The sequence below is a fragment of the Pseudarthrobacter cellobiosi genome (assembly GCF_023913815.1).
GTDB lineage: Bacteria > Actinomycetota > Actinomycetes > Actinomycetales > Micrococcaceae > Arthrobacter > Arthrobacter cellobiosi.
Window position 1 is genome coordinate 1 of sequence record NZ_JAMXBK010000026.1, and the last position, 24,780, is coordinate 24,780.

At 64.9% G+C, this 24,780-nt stretch carries 22 protein-coding genes and 1 pseudogene; 7 read left to right on the forward strand and 16 right to left on the reverse strand.

What is annotated here, in order from left to right:
* A partial coding sequence (locus tag NG701_RS13735) for a dihydroxy-acid dehydratase domain-containing protein (protein WP_252568371.1) occupies positions 1-607 on the reverse strand: 607 nt, incomplete at its 3' end.
* 82 nt (positions 608-689) lie between these two features.
* On the reverse strand, positions 690-1,565 hold the full coding sequence (locus NG701_RS13740) for a DUF6671 family protein (protein WP_252568372.1): 876 nt from the start codon (positions 1,563-1,565) through the stop codon (positions 690-692).
* Positions 1,566-1,917: 352 nt separating this feature from the next.
* Here NG701_RS13740 and NG701_RS13745 point away from each other — a divergent pair, with 352 nt between their 5' ends.
* Positions 1,918-2,862: a sodium-dependent bicarbonate transport family permease gene (locus NG701_RS13745; RefSeq protein WP_069952888.1), complete on the forward strand. Its 945-nt coding sequence runs from the start codon at positions 1,918-1,920 to the stop codon at positions 2,860-2,862.
* 5 nt (positions 2,863-2,867) lie between these two features.
* A complete protein-coding gene (locus NG701_RS13750) occupies positions 2,868-3,170 on the forward strand; it encodes a P-II family nitrogen regulator (protein WP_069952889.1) in 303 nt (100 codons plus the stop codon).
* 65 nt (positions 3,171-3,235) lie between these two features.
* Here NG701_RS13750 and NG701_RS13755 read toward each other — a convergent pair whose 3' ends face one another.
* The 3 genes from NG701_RS13755 to NG701_RS13765 form a co-directional block, all read right to left on the reverse strand.
* The gene (locus NG701_RS13755) at positions 3,236-3,718 is read right to left on the reverse strand and encodes a universal stress protein (protein ID WP_252568373.1); all 483 of its coding nucleotides are present in this window, start codon (positions 3,716-3,718) and stop codon (positions 3,236-3,238) included.
* Positions 3,708-4,178, reverse strand: coding sequence for a hypothetical protein (locus tag NG701_RS13760; RefSeq protein ID WP_252568374.1), 471 nt, complete (start codon positions 4,176-4,178; stop codon positions 3,708-3,710). Before NG701_RS13760 ends, NG701_RS13755 begins: the two co-directional genes overlap by 11 nt.
* 130 nt (positions 4,179-4,308) lie before the next feature.
* The gene (locus NG701_RS13765; protein WP_104063511.1) at positions 4,309-4,647 is read right to left on the reverse strand and encodes a helix-turn-helix transcriptional regulator; all 339 of its coding nucleotides are present in this window, start codon (positions 4,645-4,647) and stop codon (positions 4,309-4,311) included.
* 102 nt (positions 4,648-4,749) lie between these two features.
* Between NG701_RS13765 and NG701_RS13770 the strand changes: the two genes are divergently transcribed.
* Together NG701_RS13770 and NG701_RS13775 are read left to right on the forward strand one after the other, a co-directional pair.
* Entirely contained in the window at positions 4,750-5,754 is a 1,005-nt protein-coding gene (locus NG701_RS13770) for a TerC/Alx family metal homeostasis membrane protein (protein ID WP_252568375.1), read from the forward strand.
* Between the two features lie 114 nt (positions 5,755-5,868).
* Positions 5,869-6,854 (forward strand): annotated as a pseudogene (locus NG701_RS13775) (IS481 family transposase).
* Here the strand turns inward: NG701_RS13775 and NG701_RS13780 are convergent.
* From NG701_RS13780 to NG701_RS13815, 8 genes are all read right to left on the reverse strand, one after another.
* Complete coding sequence (locus tag NG701_RS13780; RefSeq protein WP_252568376.1) at positions 6,855-7,634, reverse strand: SDR family oxidoreductase; 780 nt, start codon at positions 7,632-7,634, stop codon at positions 6,855-6,857.
* A 27-nt stretch (positions 7,635-7,661) separates the two neighbouring features.
* Positions 7,662-8,405 (reverse strand): aspartate/glutamate racemase family protein, encoded by a 744-nt coding sequence (locus NG701_RS13785; protein ID WP_252568377.1) that lies wholly within the window; start codon positions 8,403-8,405, stop codon positions 7,662-7,664.
* Between the two features lie 28 nt (positions 8,406-8,433).
* Positions 8,434-10,002 carry an NCS1 family nucleobase:cation symporter-1 gene (locus NG701_RS13790; RefSeq protein ID WP_374208694.1) on the reverse strand — a complete coding sequence of 523 codons (1,569 nt, stop codon included), beginning with the start codon at positions 10,000-10,002 and terminating at the stop codon, positions 8,434-8,436.
* Between the two features lie 197 nt (positions 10,003-10,199).
* Positions 10,200-13,034 carry a molybdopterin-dependent oxidoreductase gene (locus tag NG701_RS13795; RefSeq protein WP_252568378.1) on the reverse strand — a complete coding sequence of 945 codons (2,835 nt, stop codon included), beginning with the start codon at positions 13,032-13,034 and terminating at the stop codon, positions 10,200-10,202.
* Between the two features lie 2 nt (positions 13,035-13,036).
* On the reverse strand, positions 13,037-13,972 hold the full coding sequence (locus NG701_RS13800; RefSeq protein WP_252568379.1) for an FAD binding domain-containing protein: 936 nt from the start codon (positions 13,970-13,972) through the stop codon (positions 13,037-13,039).
* Positions 13,963-15,228 carry an XdhC family protein gene (locus tag NG701_RS13805; RefSeq protein ID WP_252568380.1) on the reverse strand — a complete coding sequence of 422 codons (1,266 nt, stop codon included), beginning with the start codon at positions 15,226-15,228 and terminating at the stop codon, positions 13,963-13,965. Before NG701_RS13805 ends, NG701_RS13800 begins: the two co-directional genes overlap by 10 nt.
* 296 nt (positions 15,229-15,524) lie before the next feature.
* On the reverse strand, positions 15,525-17,051 hold the full coding sequence (locus NG701_RS13810) for an NCS2 family permease (RefSeq protein WP_256475856.1): 1,527 nt from the start codon (positions 17,049-17,051) through the stop codon (positions 15,525-15,527).
* 14 nt (positions 17,052-17,065) lie between these two features.
* Positions 17,066-17,560 (reverse strand): nucleoside deaminase, encoded by a 495-nt coding sequence (locus NG701_RS13815; RefSeq protein ID WP_252568382.1) that lies wholly within the window; start codon positions 17,558-17,560, stop codon positions 17,066-17,068.
* A gap of 363 nt (positions 17,561-17,923) precedes the next feature.
* Between NG701_RS13815 and NG701_RS13820 the strand changes: the two genes are divergently transcribed.
* On the forward strand, positions 17,924-19,306 hold the full coding sequence (locus tag NG701_RS13820) for an 8-oxoguanine deaminase (RefSeq protein ID WP_252568383.1): 1,383 nt from the start codon (positions 17,924-17,926) through the stop codon (positions 19,304-19,306).
* A gap of 85 nt (positions 19,307-19,391) precedes the next feature.
* On the opposite strand, the gene NG701_RS13825 is transcribed toward NG701_RS13820, so the two are convergent.
* Complete coding sequence (locus NG701_RS13825) at positions 19,392-20,312, reverse strand: type IV toxin-antitoxin system AbiEi family antitoxin domain-containing protein (protein WP_252568384.1); 921 nt, start codon at positions 20,310-20,312, stop codon at positions 19,392-19,394.
* Between the two features lie 300 nt (positions 20,313-20,612).
* Positions 20,613-20,786 (reverse strand): hypothetical protein, encoded by a 174-nt coding sequence (locus tag NG701_RS13830; RefSeq protein ID WP_252568385.1) that lies wholly within the window; start codon positions 20,784-20,786, stop codon positions 20,613-20,615.
* 371 nt (positions 20,787-21,157) lie between these two features.
* Between NG701_RS13830 and pucL the strand changes: the two genes are divergently transcribed.
* Positions 21,158-22,072 carry a factor-independent urate hydroxylase gene (pucL, locus tag NG701_RS13835; protein WP_252568386.1) on the forward strand — a complete coding sequence of 305 codons (915 nt, stop codon included), beginning with the start codon at positions 21,158-21,160 and terminating at the stop codon, positions 22,070-22,072.
* Positions 22,073-22,237: 165 nt separating this feature from the next.
* Entirely contained in the window at positions 22,238-23,719 is a 1,482-nt protein-coding gene (locus NG701_RS13840) for a nucleobase:cation symporter-2 family protein (protein WP_252568387.1), read from the forward strand.
* 137 nt (positions 23,720-23,856) lie between these two features.
* On the opposite strand, the gene NG701_RS13845 is transcribed toward NG701_RS13840, so the two are convergent.
* Positions 23,857-24,612, reverse strand: coding sequence for an IclR family transcriptional regulator (locus tag NG701_RS13845; RefSeq protein ID WP_252568388.1), 756 nt, complete (start codon positions 24,610-24,612; stop codon positions 23,857-23,859).
* Positions 24,613-24,780: the final 168 nt, after the last annotated feature.

Below are 24,780 nucleotides of genomic sequence, written 5' to 3' on the forward strand. Positions count from 1 at the left end.
CGCCGGGGCAGATGGCCTTTTCGATGCGGGTCAGGTCTTCGAGGCTCATCTTGCCCGCGGCGCATGCACCGACGGCTTCGAAGGCGTCGATGAGGGTGACTTCCTTTTCTGAGCCGTCCTCCAGCTTGACCCAGCCCGGCATGATGGAACCGGCATAGACGAACACGCTGGCCAGGTCCAGGCGGGCGGCTGCCATGAGCATGCCCGGCAGGGACTTATCACAGCCGGCCAGGAGGACCGAGCCGTCGATGCGCTCGGCCTGCATCACGGTTTCCACGGAGTCGGCAATGACTTCGCGGGAGACCAGGGAGAAGTGCATGCCGTCATGGCCCATGGAGATGCCGTCCGAGACGGAGATGGTGCCGAACTGCATCGGGAACCCGCCGGCGGAGAAGACACCTTCCTTGGCGCTCTGGGCGAGACGGTTCAGGGAGAGGTTGCAGGGAGTGATTTCGTTCCAGGAGCTTGCCACGCCGATCTGGGGTTTGGCGAAGTCATCGTCCCCCATACCCACAGCGCGGAGCATGCCACGCGCGGGGGCCGCATGAATGCCGTCGGTAACCACCCGGCTGCGGGGCTTGAGGTCCACTAAATGTGATGGTTGCATATCTTTCCTCCGGTGTTGATTTGAAGCTACGTATCGCTCTGAACGCGTTGGGCAATGGGACGCGTCGAGGTTATGGGCAGTGTTAGGGGTTGCAGCAGTTGCAAAAACGCGGGTCGGCGCGTGGTGGGTCAGTTACGTCGCGGGTGGAGCGGTGCCCGCAGGTGAGGCATCCATGAATCTCGGCGCGGGTCTCGCTCGTTGGCTCGCCGCAGCCCGTGCACGGGAGTCCTGCCACTCGCTCCACTTTCCAGAATCCCGGGGTGTCGCAGGACGGACATCTGGAGCGAAGTTTCTGTGCGAGGTTTTCGGCCGCGAGACGGATGGTTTCCATGCGCGTCGGATTGGCATTGGCGCGCATGTCGGTCTCGAGAAAAACCTTGCCGTTGGCCGATCGGGCCAGCGCCCTCGAAAAGGCGAGCTCCAGCTCGGGCCAGGCGGCGATTCCTTTATGCATGCGGGGGTCGTGCTCGCCGTCCGGGCGAACGACCAGGTGGTGTTCGGGGAACTTCGATTCGCGGGCGAACGTTTGGGCCTCCGCCCAGTCCGCGGTCAGCAGGTGGAAGAAGTTCGTCTTGCCTTCGGCTGTTCCAACGACCTCCAGTTCGCGCTCACTGTCGATCCAGATCATGAGTTCGATGTTCCAGGGGAACATCCCCATGGCCGGATCCGGGCCAAACGAGCCCTCGTTGGCGATACCCAGCGGCAAACCCGACAATTCCATGCCCACCTGCGCCTTCTTGCGCGCAGCCTCGAGCTGTGAGCCGGCGCGGGGGACCTCGCGGGTGAAAGTACCGAGCAGATCCGTGTCGTAGCCCGTGACGTGTTCGAGCCGGCAGCCGAGCGCACGCTCGAGCACCGGGACGATCACCCGCTCCTTGCCATGCTGGGTAAGCAGAGAAATCCGTTCACCGGAATAGACGGAAGGCGGGGTTGAATTGCCGGACTCAGTGCTGATCACAACTGACCTTTCACTCCAGGGGGAACGACTGGGAACCGCAGGTTTGCGGGATGAGTGGCACATCCGGTGACGGCTGCTGCTCCTGCAATTCTCCTCACCCCATGCCGACGTTTTCACAGCACACCTGTCATGTGCACGCGATGAGGTGGAAAAGTCCCTGTGGCCGTCCCGCAACCGCAGATGTTACGTGCCAGAATACATGAAGTTTGTCTCATGAATCATATAGCGTGTATTAATGGCACTGCCGGCATACCGGTGGCGTCGAACGGATTACAGCCAAACGATGCCAGGTACGGGCCGTTGACCGCGCTCCGGTTTCACAACAGCCGGAAACGAACAAGAGAGTCACCGCATGATCGATCCCATCATCCTTTTCTTCCTGCTTGGCGCCACGGCGGGCCTGCTGCGTTCGGAGTTGCGGCTACCGGCCGCGATCTACGAGTTCGTCAGCATCGTGCTGTTGCTGGCCATCGGCCTCAAGGGCGGTATCGAACTGGCCAGGCAGCCTTTCGGCAGCCTGCTGCCGCAAATGCTGGCCGTGGTGGCGCTGGGCTTTTTCCTTTCACTGGCTGCCTTCCCCGTGCTGCGCTACCTGGGCCGCTTCAAACGCGCGGATGCAGCTTCCCTCGCCGCCCACTACGGCTCGGTGAGCGTAGGCACCTATGCCGTGGTGGTCGCCTATCTCGGCAGCCGCCAGATCGCGTTCGAAGAGCACATGCCCCTGCTTCTGGTGCTCCTGGAAGTGCCGGCCATCATTGTGGGAATTGTCCTCGCGCGGGGCCTCTCACGCGAAACCCGGTGGAGGTCGGTCGCCCACGAGGTTTTCCTGGGCAAGAGCATTGTGCTGCTACTGGGCGGGCTGCTCATCGGCTGGGCAGCCGGGCCGGACGGGCTGTCGTCGATCGAGCCGTTGTTCTTCGATCTCTTCAAGGGGATCCTGGCCCTTTTTCTTCTGGAGATGGGGCTGATCACCGCGACACAGGTAGGAAGCCTGCGCCGGTACGGGCCATTCCTGATGGCCTTTGGAATTGGCATGCCGCTCTTTTCCGCCCTGGTGGGGACCGGGCTAGGGTGGGTCCTGGGCCTCTCCATAGGCGGTACGGCCGTTCTTGCGACACTGGCGGCGAGTGCTTCGTACATCGCGGTCCCGGCGGCCATGCGCATCTCCGTACCCGAGGCCAATCCCACCCTGTCGCTGGCAGCCTCGCTGGGGATCACATTCCCGTTCAATGTACTGTTTGGTATCCCGATCTACCATGCACTGGCCGTGTGGGCACATACTTTCGCGAAAGGATGAAACCGATGCAAAGGCATACACGCAAGCTATTGACCGTCGTCACCGAAGCAGCCCTTGAGGCCACTCTCACCCGTGAGATCGACCGGCTCAATGCTCACGGATACACCATCACCGATGCCCGCGGCAAAGGCCACCGGGGCGTCCGCAGTGCCGGCTGGGAGGCGAACAGTAACATCCGCATTGAGGTGGTGTGCGACGAAGAGACGGCCAGCGCAATTTCCGCCTACCTTCAGGAGCACTATTACGAGGACTACGCCATGATTCTGTTCGTGAGTGACGTCGACGTTTTGCGCCCGGAGAAATTCTGACCCTGATCGGGCGCTCGCGCCGGACCGATGCAAAGGAGTCAATGGATGCCCCGAGTGCCGTGGCTTCAGCTCCGAGGACGCACCACCAGGACGGGGCAGGCCGCATGCCGGACGCACTGGTCACTTACGGAGCCGAGCAACATCCCGGCGAGACCGCCGTGACCGCGCGATCCGACAACCAGCATGCGGGCGTTTCGTGAGATGTCAATGAGGCTCTTGGCTGCGCTGGAGTGAACGGCTCTGTAGCTAATGGGGACCATGGGGTATTTGTCGAGGGTGATGCGTGCATCCTGCACGAGCTCCTCATATACGGCCGCTGCGTACTCATCAAACGACGACACGTACCCGAACTCCCAATCGGGCGGCCGCGGGGCAGTGGAGAGAGACCAGGCCCGCACGAGGACGATGACGACAGCGACCTGCAGCTCGTCCGCGAGCCCAAGAGCCGTGGCCAATGCATAATCTGCACCGTCAGATCCATCGTGCCCTACGACGATGCTGTTGCCCGGTGCCGGATTCAGTCCATCAACCGACTTTTCATGGCTCACTGATGGTTCTCCATGCTGTCGGAGGTCGCAACAACGCCGGTTGCCGGCAGACGATGGCCCCGCGGCCGAGGGCCAGGCGATTCACTGCTGAGGCAATGCGACGGGTCCGCCCGGACTCAGAGCCGCCGCCCCGGTAGGTCATCAGGACAGTTTCAAATGTGACTCCGGTGTGGTCCAGGGCCTGGTGCGCGAGGCGCTCCAATCGGAGCACCTCCTGTTGCCTGCGTGCGATGACGGACCGGACCAGGGCGGCGTCGGTTGTGAAGCCCAAACGGGGCCGGGCGAGAGCGATCAGCAGGCGGGCACCGGCGCTGCGCGCCTGTGCGGCCGCCGCGACCAGAATGTCTGCGGCGTCGGACTCGGCCACGACGACGAGATGCACCGGCCCTGCGGAATCCGCGGTGGTGGCGGGAACACCGGCTGGAGGTGGCGGTCTGACATGTGCCTCTCGATTATTCAAGAGCGAGCTCCTTCCAGACCGACTCAGCTCGGCCGTGCCGAAGACACTCCGGCCGGCCATCCCGCCACCTGATGCAGGTAGCGTATGATTCAACTACTGAACTCAGATTAGCGAACTGTAGTTCATGTGTCTAGGGTTGGGAGGTGGATTCCGGGACGAGGACCGCGAGGAGTTCGTCCAGTTCGTGGCCGGCATCGAGGGGATGGCGGAGAGGACGACCGGTGGCGACGGTGTAGCTGTTGCGCCGTCCGGCACGGGTTCTGGTGATATAGCCGGCCTCCACAAGGTCAGCAGTTATCTTTTGCGCAGCACGCTCCGTAACGCCCACCCGGGTGGCGACGTCGCGCATCCGAATCTGCGGATCGCGGGCGATAGTGAGCAGGACGTGGGCATGGTTGGTGAGGAACGTCCACTGCGTCTCGGCGGCGGCCCCGGCGGGTGTCCCTGAGTCAAAATCCTTGGTTGCCATTTCAAGGACAATAGTCCATCGGACCCGCAGGCGCCCGGTCGGCGGCCGGGAGCGCAGGGAAAGCAATCAGCCAGTTTCAGTTGATGACAAGAAAGGCCACCAATGCTCGAAGTCAGTGTACTTCGCTGGACTATCACCATCGGACTTATTCTCGGGCTGCTCGCCCTGGATCTTGGACTGGCTGCCGCACGGCCGCACGTCGTGACGTTCCGCGAGGCCGCAATTTCATCGATTCTCTATATTGCCGTGGCCATTGCCTTCGGACTGGTCTTCGCAATGCAGGTGGGCTGGGACTTCGGCGCAGAATACTTCGCGGGTTATATCGTCGAGAAAAGCCTCTCCATCGATAACCTCTTCGTCTTCGTGATCATCATGTCGACCTTCGCCGTCCCCGAGAAGTACCAGCAGAAAGTCCTGATTTTCGGCATAGCACTGGCCCTGGTCCTGCGGGCGATCTTCATCGCCCTGGGCGCAGCACTGCTCCAGCTGTTCTCCTTCATGTTCCTGATCTTCGGCCTGATCCTGATTGTGACGGCTGTGCAGCTTTACCGGCACCGCAACGCCGACCCGGATGTCCATGACAACGTGCTGGTCCGTGTGGCCCGCCGCGCGCTGACCGTCACAAAGGACTACGAGGGCGGGCGGATGTTCACGCGCAGCGCCGGCCGTAGGGCAGTGACGCCCCTGTTTATTGTGCTGCTCGCAATCGGCAGCACCGACCTGCTGTTCGCGCTCGACTCAATCCCGGCTATTTTCGGTATTACCGCCGAACCGTATATTGTCTTCACCGCCAATGCCTTCGCCCTGCTAGGGCTGCGGGCCCTGTTCTTCCTCGTTAAGGGGCTTCTGGACCGCCTGGTCTACCTCTCCACAGGTCTGGCGCTTATTCTGGCATTCATCGGCGTGAAACTTGTTCTGCACTGGGGGCACGGCATCGATGGCCGCGTGCCGGAGATCAGCACCAACATCAGCCTCATCGTCATCGCAGTCATCCTGACAGTGACCACAGTCGCAAGCCTGATCAAGGTCCGCAGGGACCCCACCGCACGCGCCCACTCCGGCTCGCTGACAGCGGCGGACCCGTCCGATTCAGACCGGACCGGCTGACCAGGCACATGAACTTGTTGGTCATCGGCGGAACAGTTTAGCGGCCGGCTGACACTACGTGCCCTGCTCGAGCAGCCGAATCCGGCTGGCCCCTTTCCGTCTCCGAGGGAATTCATGACCCACCCAAACGCTGCCCTCACACCGCGCCACCGGCTAAAGGTCGCCCGCCTCGTCGTCGATGACGGTTGGCCGATCAGCGAAGTTGCCGCCCGATTCCAGGTCTCGTGGCCCACGGTCAAGAGATGGGTCGAGCGGTACCGAGTAGGCCAGTCGATGCAGGACCGATCCTCGCGGCCACACCACTCGCCGAACAAAACCAGCGCGAAGACCAGTCGTCGATGCATCACCCTTCGTTTGCGTCTCCCCGAGGGGCCCGTTCAGTTGGCTTTCCGTTTGGGATTGCCCCGTCGACGGTTCACCGCATCCTCACCTCGGTTCACCTGAACCACCTGTCGCATGTCGACCGTGCTACCGGTGAACCGATCCGTCGATACGAGCATGACCACCCCGGCTCCATGATCCATGTAGATGTGAAAAAGCTCGGCAACATCCCCGACGGCGGAGGCTGGCGCTACGTTGGCCGCCGACAAGGCGAGAAGAACCGCGCCAAGACACCCGGCAAGCCGCGCAACAAACACAGTGACCCACTTCTGGGCTACGCCTACGTCCGCACCGTCATCGACGACCATTCCCGCGTCGCCTACGCCGAAATCCATGATGACGAAACCGCCCAAACTGCCACAGCGGTGCTCGTTCGCGCTGTCGAGTGGTTCAACCAGCGGGGCATCACCGTCGAGCGCGTTCTGTCTGACAACGGTGGCGCCTACCGCTCACACGTGTGGCGGGACACCTGCGCCGAACTTGAAATCAAGCACAAGCGCACCCGCCCGTATCGCCCACAGACGAACGGCAAGATCGAGCGCTTCCACCGCACACTGGCCGACGGCTGGGCCTACGCCCGCTGCCATACCTCCAAGGCTGAGCGTCGTGGGGAGCTACATGGCTGGCTGCACTACTACAACCCTCACCGACCCCACACCGCATGCGGCAGCCAGCCGCCCTTCTCACGATTGATCAACGTGTCCGGTCAGTACATCTAGCTACCCCCGGCCGATGAACGGCATCCCTGCGGCCGTGATCACCACCGAGCCCACACTGGCCGACGGCGGCATGCCTGCCATCAGGAGCACGGCACGCGCGGCGTCCTGCACCGGGAACGTGGGCTCCACCCTGCGGCTGCCGTCAGCCTGCAGGGCGCCGGAGTCCACGCCGATGGTGCCCATAATGTCCGTGGCCGTGTTGCCGATGTCGATCTGGCCGCAGGTGATGCCGAAGTCCCTGCCGTCCAGCTCGATGCTCTTGGTCAGACCCGTCATGGCGTGCTTGGTGACCGTATAGGCCACCGTCCGGGGCCGCGGCGAATGCGCTGCAATGGACCCGTTGTTGATGATGCGGCCACCCTGCGGCTCCTGGGATTTCATGGCCCGTACGGCAGCGGCGGCGCAGAGCATGGAGCCGGTCAGGTTCACCGCCACCACCGCGTCCCAGTCGGCCGCGCTGATTTCATCCACCGACGCGGCCGGGCCGAACACGCCCGCGTTGTTGAACAGGACGTCAACTCTCCCCCACTTTCCGAGAGCCGCAGCGAAAAGGCGCTCGACGTCGTCGGGCATTGTCACGTCGCAGGGCACCGTCAGCGCCTGGCGGTGGCCGGCCGCGGACTCCAGCAGCGGAGCCTCACGGCGGCCGGCCAACACCACGCGGTACCCGTCGGCCAGCATGAGCCGCGCCACCGCCCTGCCAATCCCGGAGCCTGCACCGGTCACGACGGCGACCGGCGCCGGCCGGTGGGGTTGTACGGGCCGGTGGGTTGCAGTCATGGGGTCGCTCCTTGTTTTGATGGCGGGCTAAGGTGCAGCGGGCACTTCCGCTGCCGTTATGGGCCAGCCTATGACTGTCTTGGGCCGCGGGGTGGCGTAGGTCCGGACCTTTGAGGTGCTCAGCCGAAGCCGGACCAGCGATTCAGCGATGGTGACGGCAGCAGCCACGCCGTCCACCACGGGGACTCCGGCACGCTTCCGGATTTCCTCGTCCAGACCGGCCATGCCGCCGCACCCCAGGACAATGACTTCCGCCTTGTCCTCGCGGACAGCCAGCAGCGCCTGTTCGATGATGGCTTCCACAGCGCGCTCCGGCTCCTCCTCCAGTTCCAGGACGGCCATGCCGCTGGCCCGGACCGAGGCGCACCGGGCGTCGAGGCCGGCCAGCTTCAGCCGGTCCTCGATCAGCGGCACGGCCCGGTCCAGGGTGGTGATCACGGAGTACTTGTGGCCCAGGAACATCGCGGTGCTCGCGGCCGCCTCGGTGATGTCCACCACCGGAACGTCCAGGAGCTCCTGGAGCCCTTCGCGGCCGTGCTCGCCGTAGCCGGCCTGGATGACCGCGTCGAACGGCTCCGGATAGTTGACCACGGCGTCCATCACCGCGATCGCGGCGAGGTAACTCTCAAAGTTTCCCTCGCAGGAATCGGCACCAAAGCGGGGCGTGATTCCAATGATTTCCGTTCCGAGTGCCGCCACACTGCGGGCCGAGGCGGCGATGGAGTCGGTCATGGACTGTGTGGTGTTGACGTTGGCCACAAGGATGCGCATGGTGCTTTCCCCTTTCGGGACGGGTTGGTTAGTGGGTGCTGACGATGGCGATGGGCTCGCCGTCGACGTCGTCGAACTGCTGCTTGCGATCCGCAATCAGGTAGTACACCACTGCCGCGATGCCGGCTGCGAAGAACCAGGAGAACGGGGCGGCTCCCTCGAAGGCCGGGACAAAAGCGATCACGAGGGCGACGGTGGCAGCCGGTATCAGTGCCATGATCGCCTTAGGGTTGTAACCCTTTTTGTAGAAGTAGGCTCCCGTGGGCGACTCGATGTAGAGCTCCGGCACGTTGACCTTGCCGCGGCGCAGCAGCCAGTAGTCTGCCATGACCACGCCGAACAGGGGCCCCAGCAGCGCGCCCAATCCGCCGAGGAAGTACACAATGACCAAGGGGTTGTTGTAGAGGTTCCAGGGAAGGATGATGAGGCCGATCGCACCGCTGACCCAGGCCGCCTTGCGGAAGTTCAGGTGCTTGGGGAACAGGTTCGTCAGTGCATAGACGGGGGCCACGAAGTTGGCCATCAGGTTCACGGCGATGGTCAGGATCAGCAGGGCCAGGCAGGCCAGGACAAGAAAGAGCGTGTTCGGGATGGTCTGGACGATGTCCGAGGGGCTCTCGATGATCTTGCCGCTGATTTTGAACTGGCCGCCTGCCATGACGACCACGATGGCACCGAAGACGAGCATGTTGATGGGGATGCCCCAGAAGTTTCCGCGGACCACGGCCTTCTTGGAGACCGCCGAGCGTGTGAAGTCGCAGAAGTTCAGGACGAAGGTTCCGTAGATGGAGACCCACAGTGCGCCGCCGGCAAAGATGGTGCGCCACATGTCGGCGCCTTCGAGCGCATTGTCCGGTGCCCAGGCGATGGAGCCGCCGGCTTCCGCGAAGATCCAGATGGCGATGGCAGCCATGGTCACCAGGATGATGGGCCCGGCGAAGGCCTCATACTTGCGGATCATTTCCATGCCGAAACTGACGATGACCAGCTGGACGATCCACAGTGCAACGAAGGCAATCCAGCCGAGTGTGGACAGGCCCATAATGGAGTTGCCATCCAGCTCCTTGAGGGAGGGCACCATGGCCACGAGCATTACGCGGAGGACCACCGAGGCCAGGTACGTCTGGATCCCAAACCAGGCGATGGCGACGGCGCCGCGGAGCAGGCTGGAGATCTGGGCACCGCGGATACCGAAGCTGATCCGGCTCATGACCGGGAACGGTACACCGGTCTTGACCCCCATGAAGCCGGAGAAGTTGAGCAGGGCAAAGAGCAGCACGGCTCCGATGCCCAAGGCAAGGAGGATCTGCCAGCCTCCAAGCCCAAGGGCGAAGAGGCCGATGGCGAAGGCATAGTTGCCGAGGCTGTGGACGTCGTTGGCCCAGAGCGTGAAGATGCTATAGCCGGTCCACCGGCGGCCTTCACGCTTGGTGGGGGCAAGGTCTACGTTGTACAAGGTGGGGCTGATGGCCTGGCCTGAGACGGCGGTGGCTGAATCACAAAGCGCGTCGACACCCATAGAGGGGTGGGCCGCTTTGCCCAGGTCAGCTTCTGTCTCGGGTGCCGGGTCAACGCCGGTCAACGGTGGTGTTTGCATCGTTATCTCACTTCTTGAAGAGGTCTTCCATGCGTTCCGCAATGGGATTCGCGCCGGAAACTACCGGCAGGAGCGTCATTGCAATTTCCATAATGCGGAAGATGGGTATCGAGTAGTGAAATAACGGTATGACCTAGGTCACGCATCAGTCAAGGGGTCGCCGAATCACGCCCGGTCACAAACGGTCAGCAATGGTGTCAGCGGGACCGAACTGGACCTCCTTCCTTCAAACCCATATAGATCTTGTCTCGGCCGATCGGCAGCTCCGCGAACCGGACCCCCGTGGCGTTCCGGATCGCATTGGCCAGGGCCGGGGCCACCGGGTTGAACGGGCTTTCGCTCATGGACTTCGCCCCGAGCGGGCCCACCTGGTCGTTGGTGGAGGCGAAGTAGACCTCGCTGCGCGGCACGTCCGCGAAGGACGGGATGTGGTACTGCCGCAGGATGTCCGTGGTGACCCGGCCGGCGTCGTCCACCCGGACCTCCTCATACAGTGCAGCGCCCAGCGCCTGCGCGATGCCTCCCTCGATCTGGCCGCGGCACTGCCGCGGATTAACCACCACGCCGGCGTCGGCTGCCTGCACGCTCTGCAGGATCCGTAGCTCCCCCGTGCCGGTGTTGACCGCCACCCGGAACCCGTGGACGTTGAACGCGACCGATCGCGGGGTCCCGTCCCAGTTGCCCTCGACGGCGAGCTGCACGCCCTGGTGCCGCGCGGCGTCGTGGATGTCTGCGAGCGGAACCCGCCGCCCGGCACAGTCCACGCCGCCGTCGTCGAGCACGCACTCGGTCTCCGGAACGCCGGTCAGCGCCGCGGCGACGGTGACCATCCGGGAGGCCAGTTCGGTAGCCGCCATCAGGGTGGCCTTGCCGGCCACCACCGTCCCGGCCGAACCGAACGCACCGGTGTCGTGCTCCACCAGGTCGGTATCGGACTGCCGCACGGCCACCTTGGCTGCCGTGGTGGACAGCGCCGTCGCGGCCAGCTGCGCGTGCACCGTGGTGGTGCCGTTGCCGAATTCGGCGGTCCCGACGTCGGCCGCGAACGTGCCGTCCGGGAGCAGGCTCACGCGGGTGTGGGCGAAGTGGCCGCGGGGCGGGACGGTGTCGATCATGGACAGCGCGGAACCTTCGCCGGTGACCCAGTCCGGACCGAGGTCATCGAGGCCGGCGTCGCTGTAGCGCTGTTTGCCGCGGTCCAGGGCATCACGCACCAGGGAGATGCACTGGTCCAGGCCGTAGCTGCCGTAGTGGACGTCCTCCTCAGGCTCAGGGGTGGTGGAGAGCATGTCATCGCCCTCGCGCACCATGTTTCGGCGCCGGAATTCCAGGGGATCCATGCCGATGCCGACAGCCAGCTCATCGATGGCCGACTCAATCGCGAAGATCACCTGGCTGAGCCCGTAGCCGCGGAAGGCCCCGGCCGGCACGGTGTCGGTGTAGACGGCATGCGCGTCCACTTTCTTGTTGGCGCACTTGTACACGGCCAGCGATTCGCCGCAGCCGTGGAACATCACGCCGGGGGCGTGGTTGCCGTAGGCGCCGGTGTTGGTGACCACGTCCAGCTGCAGGGCGGTGAGGAGCCCGTCCTTGCTGGCGCCCGCCTTGAGTTTGATGGTGAAGGGGTGCCGAGTGGTGGTAGCGGTGAACTGCTCCGTGCGCGTGAACTCCACCTGCACGGGCCGGCGCAGCGTGAGCGTTGCGAGGGCAACGAGGTCCTCGGTGAGCACTTCCTGCTTGCCGCCGAAGCCGCCGCCCACGCGGCCGGCCAACACGCGGATCCGGTCCTCCGACAGATCGAACACGCGGCCCAGCGTGCGCCTGACCAGGAACGGGACCTGGCTGGAGGTCCGGACGACCAGGCGGTCTTCGTCGTCGAGCCAGGCGATGGAGGAGTGCGTTTCCAGGGCGACGTGCTGCACGCGCTGCGTCCGGTAGGTGTGCTCGTGGACGAAGTCGGCAGCGGCGAAACCGTCCGCCACGCTGCCCAGTTCCGAGTGCAGCTCGGCCACCACGTTCTGCCGCGGGCGCGAGATCCTGGCCTTCACCGCGTCCTTGTCCCCGTGCAGGGCCGGAGCGCCGGGAAGCATGGCGTCCTGCGGGCTGAAGACGGTGTCCAGCACCTCGTATTCCACGTGCAGGGCGCGGGCCCCGGCCTCGGCTGCACCCACCGATTCGGCCACGACGGCGGCCACGCGCTGGCCGATGAACCGCACCACGTCATCGAGGACGCGGGTGTCGTCGGGATCGTCCGTGTAGAGCTCGTGCTGGGCCGTGGAGAAGTGCTGCGCCGGGGCGTCCTCGTGGGTGAAGACCGCGACGACGCCGGGCACCTGGAGCGCGGCCGTCCGGTCGATGGAGACAATCCGGGCGTGCGCGTGGGGTGAGCGCAGCAGCTTCAGGTGCAGCAGGCCTTCTAGCTCGTCGGCGGGGACATCGAGTGTGTAGCGGGCGGTGCCGGTGACGACGGCGAGGCCCGCCGGGGCGGGCACGTTGTCGCCGAGCTGCCCCGCCCGGGCTGCCGTGGTGCCGGCGGCGGTGGTTCCGGCCGCGGAAGCCGGACGGGCCGCGCCAGCTGCCGCGCCGCCGTCGTGATTGTGCTTGTCGCGGGTCCCGCACACTGCGTCCGCGATGGAACGGTAGCCGGTGCAGCGGCAGAGGTTGCCTTTGAGGCTGCGGGGCAGGTTGGCCTTCTGTTCGTCGTCGAAGGTGGCTGCGGTCATCATCATGCCGGCGGTGCAGAAGCCGCATTGGAAGCCCTGTTCGGCCAGGAACTGCTCCTGCACGGGGTGCAGTGCACCGCCCTGGGCGAGGCCTTCGATGGTGGTGACGGCCTTGCCGTCGGCGCGGACGGCCGGGTAGATGCAGCTATGTACGGGGGTGCCGTCCACGTGGACGGTGCAGGCACCGCAGTCGCCGCCGTCGCAGCCCTTTTTGACCCCGAAGTTGCCCTGTTCGCGCAGGAACGTGCGCAGGCACTGGCCGGGGCGGGGTGTGGCCGGGGTGGCGGTGCCGTTGATTTCGATTGCCATGCTCAGGCCTCCTTCTGCTGCTTGTTCTGTGTTGTTTCGGGTTGCGCGCTTGGCTGCGGCGACAAGGCGTGCGGCTGGCCGGTCCAGAAATCTCCCGACACGGTGAGCCGTTCTTCCAGCAGTTCCGCACGGATCTCCTCGGCGAGCCGGAGGGTCATGTCCCGGCGCCATTCGGGCAGCCCGTGGATGTCATCGTGGTACAGCTCCGCCGGGATGGCCTTCCCGACGGCGGCCGCCAGGGCCGCGGGGCCGGCCATCTTGGCGGCGGCGAACCGCAGCTGCACGGGGCGTTTGGTCGCGGCGGTGACGGTGATGACCAGGCCGCCGTCGGCGTCGCGCCGTCCGATCAGCAGCACCCCGGAACGGCCGAGGTTGCTGAGCGAAAGCCGCCGGAAGGCCACTTTCGAGGACAGGGCCGACGCCGGCAGGTGGATGCTGCGCAGGAGCTCCCCGGGTGCCAGGCTGTTTTGCCCGTCCCCGGTGATGAACGTGGCCACCGGGACCGTGCGGCTGCTGCCGCCGGGGCCGAGGATGGTGGCGGTGGCGTCCAGCCCGGCGCAGAGCGAGATCATGGGCCCGGCCGGCAGCGAGGTGCACAGGTTGCCGCCCACCGTGGACATGTTCCAGATCTTGAAGGATGCCACGAAGGAGTCGCAGCACGGCCGGAACAAGTCCAGGCCCGGCCACTTCCTGCCGGCGACGGCCTCCGAATCCGGCAGTGCGTAGAGCTCCGCGACGGTGCATGTCGCGGCCAGCTCGATCCCGGCGTCGCTCACGGTTACGGCCGGCCAACCCGCTTCGCCCAGGTCCAGCAGCCGCTTCAAAACAGTACTCCCGTAGGAGAACAGGACCGTGCCACCGGCCAGCCAGGCATCGCCGTCGCGCCAGTCGGCGGGGTCCGTCGTGGGGACGACGGCCTCGATGGTGTTCATGTCCATGGGTTCTCCTGGCGGGCTTCGTGCGTGCGGGGTGTCGATGTGGGGTGGATGGGGCCGCTGCCGTCCTTGAGCGAGGATGCCTTGAGCGGCGCCGGCGTGGTGCTGCCTCGTCCGGCCCGGCCACGGGAGGCGATGATCTCGGCCGTAATGGACACCGCGACCTCGGCAGGCGTGACAGCCCCAAGGTCGAGTCCGATGGGCGAATGCAGCCGCTCCAGTGCCTCGGCCGGCGTGCCGTACGCGAGCAGCGCGTCGATGCGCTGGCGGTGGCTTCGCCGCGAACCCATTGCCCCCACATAGGCGAGGCCCAGGCCGAGCGCGGTTTCCAGCAGCGGGATGTCGAACTTGGGGTCGTGGGTCAGCACGCACACCACGGTGCGGCCGTCCACCCGGCCTGCGGCTGCTTCTGCGGCAAGGTAGCGGTGCGGCCAGTCCGTGACCACCTGGTTGGCGGCGAGGAAGCGGCTTTGCCGGGAGAACGCGGGGCGGGCGTCGCAGAGCGTGACGTCGTAGCCGAGGAGCTTCCCGGCCGGGAGCAGCGCGGCGCCGAAGTCGTTGGCGCCGAAAATGAGCATACGCGCGGCGGGGAGCCGGCTTTCCACAAACAGCGTGATGGGTTCGGGCTGTGTCGCCTCCGAGCCGCCGGTGCAGCCGGCGGGAGGTGCAAGCCGGATAAGGCCCGCGCGGCCGCCTTGGAGCAGTGGTTCGAGTTGGGCTGCCGCCGCAAAAACAGTAGCGGGATGGTCGCCCACCAGCATTGCGAGTTCCGGCGACTCCATGGCGCGGAACCTCACAGGATCGTCGACGACCACCACGCCTCCGCCCGCATCGAGCCGGCGGATGACTGCCAGGGCGGCAAGCCCCCGGGCTGCGGGGCCTTCGGCCACGTTGCGGCCAGCGTCACCAAAACCGCGCAATACAGATAGTTCAGGGGAGCCAACACCGAGCGGCTGGATGTGTACTTCCAGTTCTCCTCCACAGGAGAGTCCGACGGCGAACGCGTCCTCGGCACTGTAGCCGAACGACTCAAGGCGGATGCCGCCGTCGCGCATGGCCTCAAGGGCGGCGTCCACCACGGCGCCCTCCACGCAGCCGCCGGAGAGACTGCCGAGGACGTCCCCGTGTTCCGACACAAGCATGGAGGTGCCGAGCGGCCGGGGCACGGAGCCTCCCGCGGCCACGATGGTGGCGACGGCGCAACGCTGGCCGGAGACCGCGGGCCGCCAGCCTCCCAGTGAAGGTATTAGGTCCAGCATGGCAACACGTCCTTTACCACTGAGGTTCCGGACGGGAAGCCTGTCCGGAACAGTGCGCGGTCTTGCCTCATAATCTCATTCCTTGCTGGTGTAGAGGGAAAGTCAGGGGAGTTGTTTGAGGGGACCGGGGCGGGGCCTCTAATCCCGCCCCGGTCCGTGACGGCCCAGCCGCACTCCACCGCCGCCCGCCGTCGTGGGTTCCGGTGCGGTGGACCACGGCGGCGGACGCCTACTCGATGCGGTGGGTGCGGATGGACCGCCGTTTAGGGCGCCCGAATGGGCGGTTGCGCCGGGACCTACGCGCCCAGAAGGGCGTTGATCGGCCCGCGGGCGAAGTAGATGATGAAGCCCGCGGTGACCACCCACATGAGCGGATGGACCTTCCTGGCCCGGCCGGACGCCGCACTGATGACCGCGAAGGAGATGAATCCGACGCCAATGCCGTTGGCGATCGAGTAGGTCAGCGGCATGGTGATGATGGTCAGGAAGGCCGGCAGTGCGATCGAGAACTTGCTGAACTTGATCTCGCGGATCTGTGCCATCATCATGGCACCCACCACCACCAGGGCGGCAGCCGCCACTTCGAGCGGCACCACCGAGGTCAGCGGCGTAAAGAACATCGAGCCCAGGAACAGCACACCGGTGACCACGGAGGCCAGGCCAGTACGGGCACCTTCGCCGATTCCCGCGGCGGAATCGATGTAAACGGTGTTCGAAGACCCGGACGTCGCGCCACCGGCCACTGCGCCGAGGCCTTCGACGATGAAGGCCGACTTCAGCTTGGGGAAGGTGCCGTCCTTGTGTGCCACGCCAGCGCTCTTGGCGAGGCCGGTCATGGTGCCCATGGCGTCGAAGAAGTTGGTGAACACCAGGGTGAAGACCAGCATGGTGGCCGCCAGGCCGCCGATCCTTGAGAACGAGCCGAAGAGGTCGAACTGCCCCACCAGGCTGAGATCCGGGACGGAGACCAGCTGGCCAGCGAGCACGGGCACGTTGAGGTGCCAGCCACCGGGGTTGTCGGCGCTGCCGGCCCCGATGTTCATAACGGCCTCGACGACGGCGGCGAGGACGGTGGTGGCGACGATGCCGATCAGGAGGCCGCCCTGGATCTTGCGGGCCACGAGGATGCCCATGACCAGCAGCCCGACGATGAAGACGAGGGTGGGGATGGAGGTGATGGAGCCGTCATTGCCGAGCTGGACCGGTGGGCCGCCTTTGGTTGGGCGGACGAAACCGGAGTCGACGAAGCCGATGAAGGCGATGAACAGGCCGATGCCAACGGTGATGGCGGCCTTGAGTTCCTTGGGGACTGCCTTGAAGATCGCCGTCCGGGCACCCGTGGCGCCGAAGAGGACAATCAGGATGCCGTTGATGACAACCAGGCCCATGGCTTCGGGCCAGGTGACGTCCTGGATGACGGCCACGGCCAGGAACGAGTTGATGCCCAGGCCCGCCGCGAGCCCGAACGGCAGGTTGGCGACGAGGCCGAACACAATGGTCATGACGCCGGCGGTGAGTCCGGTGACGGCGCCCACCTGTGCTGCCGGGAGCCAGCCGCCGGCGACGTCGGTGGGGGCGTTCTCGGCCGAGAAACCGCCCAGGATCAGCGGGTTGAGGATCACGATGTAGGCCATCGTGAAGAACGTGACAATGCCGCCGCGGAATTCGCGGGCCAGCGTGGAGCCACGCTTGGTGATCTGGAAGAAACCATCCAGAAGGGATTTCGACGCCGGGGGCCGGGGTGCCGCTGTGTGCCCTGCGCCTGCGGGCGCAGCCTGCTCTTCAGCTGCCGGTCGCATTTCTGCGGGGTCCAGGATTGTCATGTCAGCCACCGGCCCTAGTAGTCAATCCTGGAATCGAGCGTGTTCCAGGTGTTGAACGGTTCCAGGATGGCGGGGGCCTGGGGGTCGCCCAGTTCCAGCTTGGCGACGGGCATCAGTACATCCCGGTCCTCGTTCTCGAAGTACTCGTAGAAGACCGCGTCGTCGAAGCCCACGGAGGCGGCGTCGTGCCGGTCTGCGGCGAAGACCACGTTGCCGATCCGGGCCCAGAGGGCCGAGGCCAGGCACATGGGGCAGGGCTCGCAGCTCGTGTAGAGGGTGGCTCCGCTGAGATCGAAGGTGCCGAGTTCGCGGCAGGCATTGCGGATGGCGGTGACCTCGGCGTGGGCCGTGGGGTCGTTTGTGGCGGTGACCCGGTTGACGCCTTCGAAGGCGTGGCCATCTGCGGTGACAACGACGGCGCCGAACGGGCCGCCGCTGTTCAGGACGTTGGCTGTTGCCAGGTTTATGGATGCGGCCAGGAAATGTTCGGCCGTGACGGTTGTGCTCATTTTGCGACTTCCTTAGTGGCAAGGAAGCCCAGTAACCCTGAGACGGGGACGCGCCAGTGATATGGCTACCAGGCTTCAGCATGTGCTTTTGAAGGTTCGCCTGGTAGATAGCTTCCCGGAGTCCGGGTGCCCGCCTTTGGCAAGATCGAGATTAGCACCGGACCTGTGATCAGCACCATAGTTTCTGGAAACTTAATTTCGTGATGTGAAATTCAGGTTTCAAGCGGGTCACATTGACGCGCTTCCGCGTGCGTCCTACACTGATTGCCACCGGCTACCCATGGGCAACCGGCATCCTGGATCAGCAGACAGGGCATCACTGAGCTGGAACGCATTTGTTGCCGACCAGACAAGGAGCCATCCATGGCCCACCCGCATTCCCCGTCCCCGGCCCTATCCCCGTCCAGCCTCTGGATCAGGAACCCGCTCGCCGTTTTCACCGCCAACGGGCTCGATGCCAGCGGCGGCATTGTGATTAGCCGCGGCATCATCACCGAGCTGGTTCCGGCCGGCGGCCAGCCGTCGGCGCCCTGCGACTCGACGTTTGACGCCTCCGCGCATGTCCTGATGCCGGGCCTGATCAACACGCATCACCACTTCTACCAAACCCTCACGCGCGCCTGGGGTCCGGTGGCCAACGCCCCGCTGTTCCCCTGGCTACACAACCTCTACCCGGTCTGGGCACGCCTGACACCGGACAGCCTGGAACTCGCGGTGAAGGTGGCCTTGGCCGAGCTGCTGCTCTCCGGCTGCACCACGGCAGCCGACCACCACTACCTGTTTCCCGCGGGACTCGAGGACGCGATCGACGTGGAGGTCGGCGTCGTGCGCGAACTCGGCATGCGGGCCACCCTCACGCGCGGCTCTATGACTTTGGGAACGGACGACGGCGGCCTGCCGCCACAGTCCACGGTGCAGCGGCCGGAGGTCATCCTGGCGGACAGCGAACGCCTCATTTCGAAGTACCACGAGCGCGGCGACGGCGCCTTCATCCAGATTGCGCTGGCCCCGTGTTCGCCGTTCTCGGTGACCAAGGAGATCATGGCGGAGAGCGCAGCCATGGCAGAACGGCTTGACGTCCGGCTGCACACGCACCTCGCCGAAACCATCGACGAGGAAGACTTCTGCCTCTCGATGTTTGGCCTGCGCACCGTGGACTATCTGGAGAGTGTCGGCTGGCTGGGCAACCGCACCTGGCTGGGTCACGGCATCCACTTCAACGACGACGAGATCGCCCGGCTCGGCGCCGCGGGCACCGCCGTCGCGCACTGCCCGACGTCGAACATGCGGCTCGCGTCAGGCACCGCACGTGTTCTGGAACTTGAGGCAGCCGGGGTCCCGGTGGGGCTGGGAGTGGACGGATCGGCGTCGAACGATGCCTCCAACATGATCCTCGAGGCCCGGCAGGCGCTGTACCTGCAGCGGCTGCGCTACGGGGCGGACGTGCCGGTGGAGCGCGCTCTCGGCTGGGCGACGCGGGGCTCGGCAGCCGTGCTGGGACGCTCCGATATTGGTCAACTGGCGCCGGGGATGCAGGCCGACCTGGCACTCTTCCGCCTCGACGACCTGCGCTTCTCCGGCAGCCACGACGCGGTGGCGGCGCTGCTGCTGTGCGGGGCGGATCGCGCAGACCGCGTGATGGTGGGCGGCGAATGGCGCGTGGTGGACGGTCAGATCCCCGGCCTGGACGTGGCCGGGCTCATCGCGGAGCACTCGGCAGCGGCGCGAAAGCTCGTGGCGGGGTAGCTCTTTGCCGACCGTTTCGATGGTTCCCTGCCGCCTCGATGGTTCGAACCATCGGGTGCGCAGGGAACCATCGAAACGGTGCCGGCTAACTTACATTTCGGAGGGCCCGCAGGACACGCATCTTGAACTCGTGCTCCTGGAACAGGTCTTGCCACTTGATCCGGATGAACGTCCACCCCTCCTCGGTCAGCGCCTTTTCACGTTGCCGCTCCTTGTAGATGACCTCATCGGTGGGCTCGTAGTCGAAGTACTTCACCCTGCCGTCGAAGTCCAGCCGGTACTGGCCGTCCGCCGACCATGCGACCACCTGCAGCTCGGGCGGTTCAATGCAGAGCCGGTGAATCAACTCCCGCGTCAAGGTCTCGCCCGGTGACTCCGACCGCGCGTCGGCGTTCTCAATGGCTCGACGCAACGTTCGTACGCCATTGCGTCCCGCCAACGAAGCACTCATCCGACGGATTTTCTCCAGGTCAGCACCCATCCTGAGGGCATGATCAATCAACACCAAGGCCTGCCTGTAGGTCAGCATGAGGCAGCAATCCACCACGGTGCGCTCCAGCGAGGTGCAGGGCATGCCGTCCACAAAGACAATGTCCGCTGTCTGCAGCGACCTGGTATGGGTAACTACGTCACGGCCATGGGAAGTGCGCGAAGGAGCCGACTCCTGGGTGATGTGCACATAATCGTCAACGTCCCACAGGTACAGCCGGTGGAGGCGGGCAGCCGAGGTGTGGCTGTAGACGAAGCCGCCGCCCGACGTCGTGAGCGTTCCGTGAGCGTGCGCGGCGATCAGTTGCCGGCTGCGCACCCAAGGTTTTTGGGCCGCCCATGTGCTGCCGCGGATGTAACAACCTCGGCGGAGCCTGACCAAGTCGCCGGCCCGCACCAAAGCCGATACTTTGCGGGCGTTGAGCCCGGATTCCTGCAGCTCGCCGGTCCGCCACAGGTCCATTCCGGTGGGCAGCATGCCACCCGTCGGCATCGTCAACTGCGCGTTGTTCGTCATGGGTCAAGCCTCGGACGGCACCACCAGCCGACGACAGCCGGAGTTCGTCCTATGTGGATAACGCCGGATCGACGGTTCCCTGCGCACACGACGGTTCGAACCATCGAGTGCGCAGGGAACCATCGAATCGGCGCAGGCACGGAGGCTCGTGAACGGCCAGGCACGCAAAAGCGGGCGGCACCTCCCCAGGTGCCACCCGCCCGTTGGCTCTGTTGCGCAGAGTCCGCCCTGAACAGGGCCCACAGCTGCAGGGTTCCCTGTCCGAGCTTGCGAGGAGAGGGGGCTGCTGGGGATGGACTCTTAGGGACGCTGCCGGCCGAATACCGGGAGCGCGCGCATCCAGCGGGAGAACCCGCCTGCACGGTCACAGTCGGCCGGAATGTAGAAGTCGGGATCGGTGGCGCCGAACGGCAGGTACAGCTCCTGGCCGGGTGCCGGGAAATCCACGACGTTGTTCTTATCCTTCGGGTCCATCTGTTCCTCCTCGTTCTTGCTGCTTAGCTTTTCCGTACTTCGGAAAACTTTTATTGTTATGTGGAAATTCTATGAGGGTCTGGGATCGGCGTCAAGACCTCGGCCGCAGGGACGCACCCCGGCCGGTCACAATCGGAAAGTACATAACAATCCCCGGGAAGTGATGTACACCACTGGCAAGAGTGGGCTACGCTTTTTTCACTTCGTGGCGCAGGTCACGTAACCTGGGAGCAGCAGGCAGGGTCGTAATGAGCTGGCATCAATGGATGCCGGCTCTTTTTTGTTGGGTCGGCTCCACCAGAAACGCGTTGGAAATACGCGCTTAATTTCGTTGGTGGACCTTGAAGGTTCCACCTCGTAGAAGTTGGGATATGACCATGAGCAACAAAATCGTCCTCGGCGACAACCAGTACGGCAAGGCAGAAGTCCGCGTCGTCAAAGTCACCCGCGACACCGACCGCCACCAGATCGAAGACCTGAACGTCACCTCGCAGCTGCGCGGCGATTTCGAGGCTGCGCACCTCAAAGGCGACAACGCCCACGTCGTCGCCACGGACACCCAGAAGAACACCATCTACGCCTTCGCCAGGGCGGGCGTTGGCTCCCCCGAAGCCTTCCTTCTTCGCCTCAGCGAGCACTTCACGTCAGGCTTCGACTGGGTTACGGGCGGCCGCTGGGAAGCCGAGTCCTACACCTGGGACCGCATCCAGTCGCACGGCTCCGAACACGACCACAGCTTTGTCCGGAACGGGCAGGAAGTCCGTACCGCCGTCGTGGTCCGGGACGGCAACACCACGCACCTGATCTCCGGGCTCAAGGACCTGACCGTCCTGAAGACCACCCAGTCCGGCTTTGTGGGCTACCCGCGAGACAATTACACCACCCTGCCCGAGACCACGGACCGCATCCTGGCCACGGATGTTTCCGCCCGCTGGCGCTACAGCACGGGCCTGGACCACACGGCCACGGACTTCAACAAGAGCTACGAGGACATCAAGGCCCTGCTGCTCGAGGGCTTCACGGAGAACTACTCCCACGCCCTGCAGCAGACCCTGTTCGACATGGGCAAGAAGGTCCTGGAAGCACACGGCGAAGTGGACGAGATCAAGTTCTCGATGCCCAACAAGCACCACTTCCTGGTTGACCTCAGCCCGTTCGGGCTCGACAACCCCAACGAGGTCTTCTTCGCCGCGGACCGCCCCTACGGCCTGATCGAGGCCACGGTCCAGCGCGAAAACTCAGGCTCCGCCCCCGCCGCCTGGAACGGCATCGCCGGCTTCTGCTGATCTGCCACCGGGTCTCGACGGGCTCGACCACCGGACCAACCCCGGTGGTTGGGCCCGTCTCCGGTGATTGAGCTTGTCGAAATCCACCGGCCCCAAAGCTCCAAATTGTTAGCCAGACATTGTTAGCCAGACGAAGGCGTCTGCCATGAACCAAGAAAGTCTGCCATGAACAGCAAGAAGAAATCCCGCCCAGCGGAAGCCCGCCCCGAGGACAAGCGCCTCTCCATCGGAAGCACGTTCGCGTACGGCTTCCAGCACGTTTTGACCATGTATGGCGGCATCATCGCCCCGCCGCTCATCATCGGAGCGGCGGCCGGCATGTCCGCCACGGACATCGGCCTGCTCATCGCGGCCTGCCTGTTTGTCGGCGGCCTCGCCACCATCCTCCAGACCGTCGGCATCCCGTTCTTCGGATCGCAACTGCCGCTGGTACAGGGTGTCTCGTTCGCCGGAGTCTCCACCATGGTGGCGATCGTGCAGGGCGGCGGCGGCATCCAGGCCGTCTTCGGCTCGGTCATTGTGGCGTCCCTGATCGGCCTGGCCATCACGCCGCTCTTCTCCAGAATCATCAAGTTCTTCCCGCCCGTGGTCACCGGCACCGTCATCACCACGATCGGCCTGACGCTGATGCCGGTCGCCGCCAACTGGGCCATGGGCGGCAACGCCAAGGCCGAGAACTATGGGAGCGTGGCCAACATCGGCCTCGCCGCAGCCACCATGGGCATCGTCCTGCTGCTGAGCAAGGTGGGTAACGCCGCCATCTCCCGCCTATCCATCCTGCTCGCCATGGTGATCGGCACCGTGATCGCACTGTTCACGGGCATGGCGGATTTCTCCAAAGTGGGCCAGGGCGACGTTGTCGCTTTCCCCACGCCGTTCGCCTTTGGCCTGCCGACCTTTGAGATTGCGGCGATCATTTCGATGCTGATTGTCATTCTGGTGACTCTCACCGAGACCTCGGCGGACATCATCGCCGTCGGCGAGATCGTGGACACCAAGGTGGACTCACGCCGCATCGGCGACGGCCTGCGTGCAGACATGCTGTCAAGCGCCATCTCGCCCCTGTTCAACTCCTTCACCCAGAGCGCCTTCGCCCAGAACGTGGGCCTCGTGGCGATCACGGGCATAAAGAGCCGCTTCGTGGTGAGTGCCGGCGGGCTCATCCTGGTGATTCTGGGCCTGCTGCCCATCCTCGGCCGGGTGGTCGCAGCGGTTCCGACACCCGTCCTGGGCGGCGCCGGCGTCGTACTCTTTGGAACGGTGGCCGCCAGCGGCATCCGCACGCTCGCCAAGGTGGAGTACAAAAACAACATGAACCTGGTCATCGTGGCCGCATCCATCGGCTTTGGCATGATCCCGATTGCGGCCCCGAAGTTCTACGACCAGTTCCCGTCCTGGTTCTCCACGATCTTCCACTCGGGCATCAGCTCGGCCGCCGTCATGGCCATCCTGCTGAACCTGCTCTTCAACCACCTCAAGGCCGGAAACTCGGACAACCAGTCAGTGTTTGTGGCCGGCACCGCGCGGGTGGTCACCGAGGCTGACCTGAAATGCCTGGCCGACGGCGACCGTTACGAGGGCGGCAAGCTCATCGACGCAGAGGGCAAGGAAGTCCCGGTGGAGTCGTCGTCGAAGTCTGACCACTAGGCAAACCAACCTCCCCACCAACCATCTCCCGGCCGAACGGACACTTGAGGCCCCGGAATCCGCAGATTCCAGGGCCTCAAGTGTCCGTTCGCGCTATGAGCGCGCTGTTGTGGGTCGCGCTATTTTGGGTGGAAGCGTCAGTTCTGGTTGAGCTCCGCCGAGATCGCCATCGCGGCCTGGCGCAGCAGCGGCACGGCACGGTCGGCGAAGCTCTGGTCCACGCGGCTGATCGGCCCCGACACCGAGATGGCGGCAGGCGTGGGTGCGTTGGGCACGGCCATCGCGAAGCAGCGCACGCCGAGCTCCTGCTCTTCCTCGTCAATGGAGTAGCCGCGTTCACGGATCAGCTTGAGATCGGCAAGGAGGGCTTCAATGTCGCCGATGCTCTTGGCCGTGGGGGTGGGCATGCCGGTGCGGGCCACGATGCCGCGCACCACCTCGTCGTCGAGCTGGGCCAGGATCGCCTTGCCAACGCCGGTGTCGTGCGTGTGGGCGCGGCGGCCCACCTCGGTGAACATGCGCATGGAGTGCATGGACGGCACCTGGGCCACGTAGATGACCATGTCCGAGTCCAGCACGGCCATGTTGGAGGTTTCGCCGAGGCGGTCCACGAGGTTCTTCAGCTGCGGGCGGGCCACGGCTCCAAGCTGCTTGCTGGCGGCTTCGCCAAGCCGGATCAGCCGGGGACCCAGTGCGTAACGGCGGTTGGGCAGCTGGCGGATGTAGCCAAGCGAGACCAAAGTGCGCAGCAGGCGGTGGATGGTGGGCAGGGGCAGATCCGTGGAGGAGGAGAGCTCGCTGAGCGTCACGTCACCGCCCGCGTCTGTGATGAGTTCCAGCAGTTCGAAGACGCGCTCGACGGACTGCACGCCTCCGGAGGCTTTTTCAGCCATTCCGTTGTCTCCTATGGCTCAGATTCTGACATCTCTTATCCACATCGTGAAAAGAGTTGCTTAGAACACTCAACATACAGCACAACCAGGCCCCGGGCGATGTCCCCCAACATGACCGCCAGGGGGTTGCATTTCCACTTTGCAGATAATAATATCCATAATACGAAA